Source organism: Streptomyces phyllanthi (assembly GCF_009377205.1).
In the GTDB taxonomy this organism is placed as follows: Bacteria; Actinomycetota; Actinomycetes; order Streptomycetales; family Streptomycetaceae; genus Streptomyces; species Streptomyces phyllanthi.
In genome coordinates this window covers 1-5201 of the sequence record NZ_VJZE01000559.1, presented here as the reverse complement: position 1 = coordinate 5201, position 5201 = coordinate 1, and the positions used below count along the sequence as shown (strand labels likewise).

General features: G+C 69.9%; 4 protein-coding genes. 2 read left to right on the top strand and 2 right to left on the bottom strand.

Features of this window, described 5'->3' with window-relative positions; translation table 11 throughout:
• Positions 1-56 precede the first annotated feature (56 nt).
• Entirely contained in the window at positions 57-2267 is a 2211-nt protein-coding gene (locus FNH04_RS40770; RefSeq protein ID WP_152791231.1) for a PTS fructose transporter subunit IIABC, read from the top strand.
• 223 nt (positions 2268-2490) lie between these two features.
• A complete protein-coding gene (locus FNH04_RS40765; protein WP_152791230.1) occupies positions 2491-2766 on the top strand; it encodes a hypothetical protein in 276 nt (91 codons plus the stop codon).
• Positions 2767-2845: 79 nt separating this feature from the next.
• Here the strand turns inward: FNH04_RS40765 and FNH04_RS40760 are convergent, their stop codons facing one another.
• Both FNH04_RS40760 and FNH04_RS40755 read right to left on the bottom strand, forming a co-directional pair.
• Entirely contained in the window at positions 2846-3595 is a 750-nt protein-coding gene (locus FNH04_RS40760) for a DUF6227 family protein (RefSeq protein ID WP_152791229.1), read from the bottom strand.
• A gap of 222 nt (positions 3596-3817) precedes the next feature.
• Positions 3818-4969 carry a L,D-transpeptidase gene (locus FNH04_RS40755; protein ID WP_152791232.1) on the bottom strand — a complete coding sequence of 384 codons (1152 nt, stop codon included), beginning with the start codon at positions 4967-4969 and terminating at the stop codon, positions 3818-3820.
• Positions 4970-5201: the final 232 nt, after the last annotated feature.

Genomic DNA, 5201 nt, shown 5'->3' with positions numbered 1-5201 from the left:
GTCCCCACCCCCGCCCACGACTCCCCACGGGCGATACGCGTGCGAAGGAGCCCGCGATGAGCGAGATGATCACCGCGGATCTGGTCGACCTCGACCTGTCCGCCGACACGAAGGAAGCGGCGGCGCGTGCCCTCGCCGAGCGGATGGTGGCCAAGGGCCGGGTGACCGACCTGGACGGCTTCCTCGCCGACGTGGCCGCCCGCGAGGCGCAGATGCCCACCGGCCTCGACGGCGGTATCGGCATCCCGCACTGCCGCAGTGAGCATGTCACCGAGCCGACGCTCGCCTTCGGGCGCAGCGCGGCCGGCATCGACTTCGGCGCGGCCGACGGACCCGCCGACCTGATCTTCCTGATCGCGGCCCCGGCCGGCGCGGACGACGCCCACCTCACCATCCTGTCGTCCCTCGCCCGCCAGCTGATGAACGCCGAATTCACGGACGCGTTGCGGTCCGTGGACGACGCGGACGGGGCGGCGGCGCTCATCCGGGGCGACGACGACGCCCCGGCCACCGGCAACGCCACCGACTCCGCTGACACCGCTGAGCCAACTGACACCACCGAGTCCACTGACACCACCGAGTCCACTGACACCACCGAGTCCACTGACACCACCGAGTCCACGGACACCGCCAAGTCCACGGACACCGCCAAGTCCACTGACACCACTGGCTCCGCTGAGCCCACTGGCTCCGAAGACTCCGCGGCGGCGCCGGCCGGAACGGCCTCCGCCGACGCCGCCGCGGGCAGTACGACTCCGACGGAGGGCGCCCGCCCGTTCCGTATCGTCGCCGTCACCTCCTGCCCCACCGGCATCGCGCACACCTATATGGCCGCAGAGGCGCTGGAGAACGCGGGTCGCGACACCGATGGCGTCGAGATCACCGTCGAGCCGCAGGGCTCGGCCGGCTTCTCCCGGCTCGACCCGGCCGTCATCGCCGCAGCCGACGGCGTGATCTTCGCCCACGACGTCCCCGTGCGGGAGAAGGACCGCTTCGCCGGAAAGCCCACCGTGGACACCGGTGTGAAGGCGGCCATCAACCGGCCCGCCGACCTCATCGCCGAGGTCCGTGCCAAGGCCGAGCGCGGCGAGGTCACCGCGGCCGCCCGGCCCGGCTCCACCCCGGTCGAACGCGCCGGCGAGCCCGGCGAGGGCTACGGCACCAAGCTCCGCAAGTGGCTGATGACCGGCGTGAGCTACATGGTCCCCTTCGTCGCGGCGGGCGGTCTGCTGATCGCGCTCGGGTTCGCGATCGGCGGCTGGGACATCACGGAGGCCAAGCCGGTCACCGAGCACTTCGCCTGGGGCCAGCTCGACAGCTGGGCCGCGCTGCTGCTCCAGATCGGCCAGGTCGCCTTCGGCTTCCTGATCCCCGTCCTCGCCGGATACATCGCGTACGGCATGGCGGACCGCCCCGGTCTGGTCCCCGGGTTCGTCGGCGGAATGATCTCCGTCAACATCGCCGCCGGCTTCCTGGGCGGTCTGGTCGCCGGTCTGCTGGCCGGTGCGGTCGTACTCGGTATCCAGCGGATCAAGATCCCGCCGGTGCTGCGCGGCATCATGCCGGTGGTCGTGATCCCGCTGTTCTCCTCGATCGCCGTCGGCTTCCTGATGCTCGTCGTGATCGGCAAGCCCATCGCCGAGGCCCAGAAGGCCATGACGGACTGGCTGAACGGCCTCTCCGGCACCAACGCGATCCTGCTCGGCGTCCTGCTCGGCCTGATGATGTGCTTCGACCTGGGCGGCCCGGTCAACAAGGTCGCGTACGCCTTCGCCACCGCGGGCATCGCCGTGCAGGACCCGAGCGACTCGGCGATGAAGATCATGGCCGCCGTGATGGCCGCGGGCATGGTGCCCCCGCTGGGCATGGCCCTGGCTACCACGATCCGCAAGAAGCTGTTCACCACCGCCGAGCGCGAGAACGGCAAGGCGGCCTGGGTCCTCGGTGCCTCCTTCATCTCCGAGGGCGCGATCCCGTTCGCCGCCGCCGACCCGCTGCGGGTCATCCCGGCCTCCATGGCGGGCGGCGCGGTCACCGGTGCGCTGACCATGGCCTTCGGCTCGACCCTGCGCGCCCCGCACGGCGGCATCTGGGTCACGCCCCTGATCGGCAGCCCGTTCCTGTACCTGCTGGCCATCGCGGTCGGTACCGCGGTCACGGCCGGCCTGGTCATCGTCCTGAAGGGCATGCGCAGGACCCGGCCGGACGCGGCGGCCGAACCGGCCCCCGCCGTGAAGTCCGAGGCCAAGGAACCGGTCGCGGCCTGAGCCGGCGACCGTGGAGTCCGGCCGGTGGCGACTCTCGCCCCGCGACCGGCCGGACGGCGCCTGAGGGCGAGCAGACGGCCGCAGCCCGTTGGACAGGGGGCTGCGGCCGTCGCTCATCGTGTGATCATTTGCTGCTTTACATCCGCTGTGCGCTGTTCGCCGCACCTGCGAGATGCATCACGGTGTGCCCTGAAGGCCCGGACCGTGGTGTCTACTGGAACGCATGCCTGAGCACGCGTCGATCCTCCAACTGATGGGCGTGACCGCCCTCGCCCTGGCGGCGGTCATCTGGGTCGCCGTGCTCGTCCGCATTCTGCGCCGGGATCTGCCCGCGCACCGGCGCCATCTCGCCGCCCTGGCCCGGCGACGTGGCGGCACGCTCGGTGCACTGCCCCGCCAGCGCCGCTCGGCACCGCCGATCGAGCACGTCGAACTGACCCCGGCGGAACGGGACGCCTTCGCGATCCTGGTACGACGACTCAGCGACGGCCGCTCGTAGGGGAAGGTCCCCAAGGGCCTCAAGACGACTCCTGCGAGCCCCGCGAGTCCCTGGAACCTGGAACCCCTGCGAGGTGCGGTCATCCCAGGCTGGCCGCCCGCCGCTCCATCGCGTCCCGGGCCGCGTCCTCCGTCGCGTAGACCTCGCACATATGGCGCCCGCTCGGCGTCGCCGTGTGCTCGACCTCCCACAGGGAGATCTCCCGCCCGTCGGTGAGTAAGAACGCGTGCTCGTACAACGAGAAGTACGGCCCCGGCCTGCCGTTGCGCCCCGGACGGCCGAACGCCTGTGTGATCTCGTGCGCGAACGCCGTCCGCACCAGCAGCGCCGCGAGCTCGTCCTCCGGCGGATCCGGGTTCTCCGCGCGCCGCAGCAGGCGCCGGGCGTGGTCCGCCGAGTCGTCCGGTACGTACTCATGGCGGGGTTCGGGGACACGAGTCAGCTCCGCCATGGGCGGCAGCTCGAACTCCGGTGTGTCCGGCGGCAGCGGCAGCCGCGACGTCGCGGCCCGCAGCTCCTCGTCGTCCACGTACACCTCGTGCTGCGGGTCGTGGCCCGGCGCCGTGTTGTGCACGAGCTCCCAGAGTGTGACCGCGGAGCCGTCGGCGAGCAGCCAGGTGTGCCGGTACGTCGCCCGGTGCAGCCCCGCGCTGTAGTGCGCGGAGTGCAGGGAACTGTCGTGCGCGAGCGCGCAGTCGAGCAGCCGTATCGTCTCGTCGGGCAGCTCGAAGGAGTTCAGGGCACGGCCGAGGAGTCGCGCGAGGTGCTCCTCCGGAGACTCGGGCGACTCGGGTGGCTCGTACGCTGCCGTCTCGTACGGAACGCTCAAGGCTTCTCCCGGCGTTGCTGCATGTCACCTTGTGGGTGCATACGGTAGCCCCTCGGGCGGACATCATGTCCGGGAACCGAGAAAACGTACGTCCTGAAAACGCGCGGGCCGCGCGGAGTGTTCCCGCGCGGCCCGTCGATTCGCCGAAGATCTTGGCGTTGCTGCCCCAAAGGGCGTTTTCCAGGCGGCAGTTGAACCTGGCATCACTCCAGCCGGTACGGCTCAGGCGGCGCTGCCCGCCGTCCAGTCGCTCCACGACAGGTTCCACCCGTTGAGACCGTTGTCCGGGGTGACCGTCTCGTCGGGGGAGTTCTTGACCGTCACGACATCGCCGATGAGCGAGTTGTCGTAGAACCACTTGGCGGTGGTGTCGCCCTGGGCGCCCTGCACGTCCTGGAGTCCGACGCAGCCGTGGCTGGTGCCCTGGCGCCCGAAGGGCGGGTTGCCCCTGCTGTACCAGTAGTTGCCGTGGATGAACGTGCCCGACGTCGTCAGCCGCATCGCGTGCGGCACGTCCGGGATGTCGTACTCGCCGCCGAAGCCGACCGTCGACCCGTTCATGCGCGTCTGCACGAACTTCTCGGAGATCACCATCTGGCCGTTGTACGTGGGGTTCTGCGGGCTGCCGGCCGAGATCGGGACCGTCCTGACCGTCTTCCCGTCCCGTACGACCGTCATGGTCTGGGTGCTGACGTCGACCGTGGAGACCTGGGAGCGCCCGACGGTGAAGTCGACCGTCTTGTCCTGCACCCCATGGATCCCGTCGGCGCCCTCCACCCCGTCCAGGTCGATCTTCATCGTGACCTTGGAACCGGCCTTCCAGTACTCCTCCGGCCGGAAGTCGAGCCGCTGCGCCCCGAACCAGTGCCCGACCACCTTCTGCCCACTGCTCGACGTCACCTTGATGTGCGACTGCACGGCCTTCTTGTTGGTGATCGCCTTGTCGAACGTGAACGACACCGGCATCCCGACGCCGACCGTGGTCCCGTTGTCGGGCGTGTAGGTCCCGATGAAGCTGCCCGCCGTGGTCACGGTGGTGAAGACGGAGTTGGCGGCGGACGTGCGCCCCTTGCCGTTCTTCGCGGTGGCGGATATCTGGTACTTCGTCCCCCGCTCCAACTGCTCCTTGGGCTTCCAGGTCTTCCCGTCCCCGGAGATCGTCCCGGCCACGGCCTGTCCTGTCTCCGTCACCGTCATCTCCACCTCGGTCAGCTTGCCGCCGCTGACCTTCACACCGGTCGAGTTGATCGACGCCCCCGTCGAACCGTCCTTCGCCGAGATCGTGATCTTCGCCGCCGAATCCTTGGCGGGGCCCTTGTCCGTCTCGGCGCTGGCACTGCCGCCGCAGGCGGTGAGCGTGAGGGCACCGACCATCAGAAGGGCGGAAGCGCCCAGCGCACGCCGCGCCACTTTCTTCGACGATGTCACGATCTGCTCCAGATTCTCGCTTCGTACGTGATCCGCTCCAGTACGAGGAGAAAGAGCGCCGCGGGTCGTGCAGAGTTCCCTCCCTTCCGGGACGCGGACAATCGCGTGACAAGACCGGGACAATCACCGGGAGCCGGGCGGGCTCGGTGGGTTCGGTGAGCTTGGTGGGCTGTCTCTT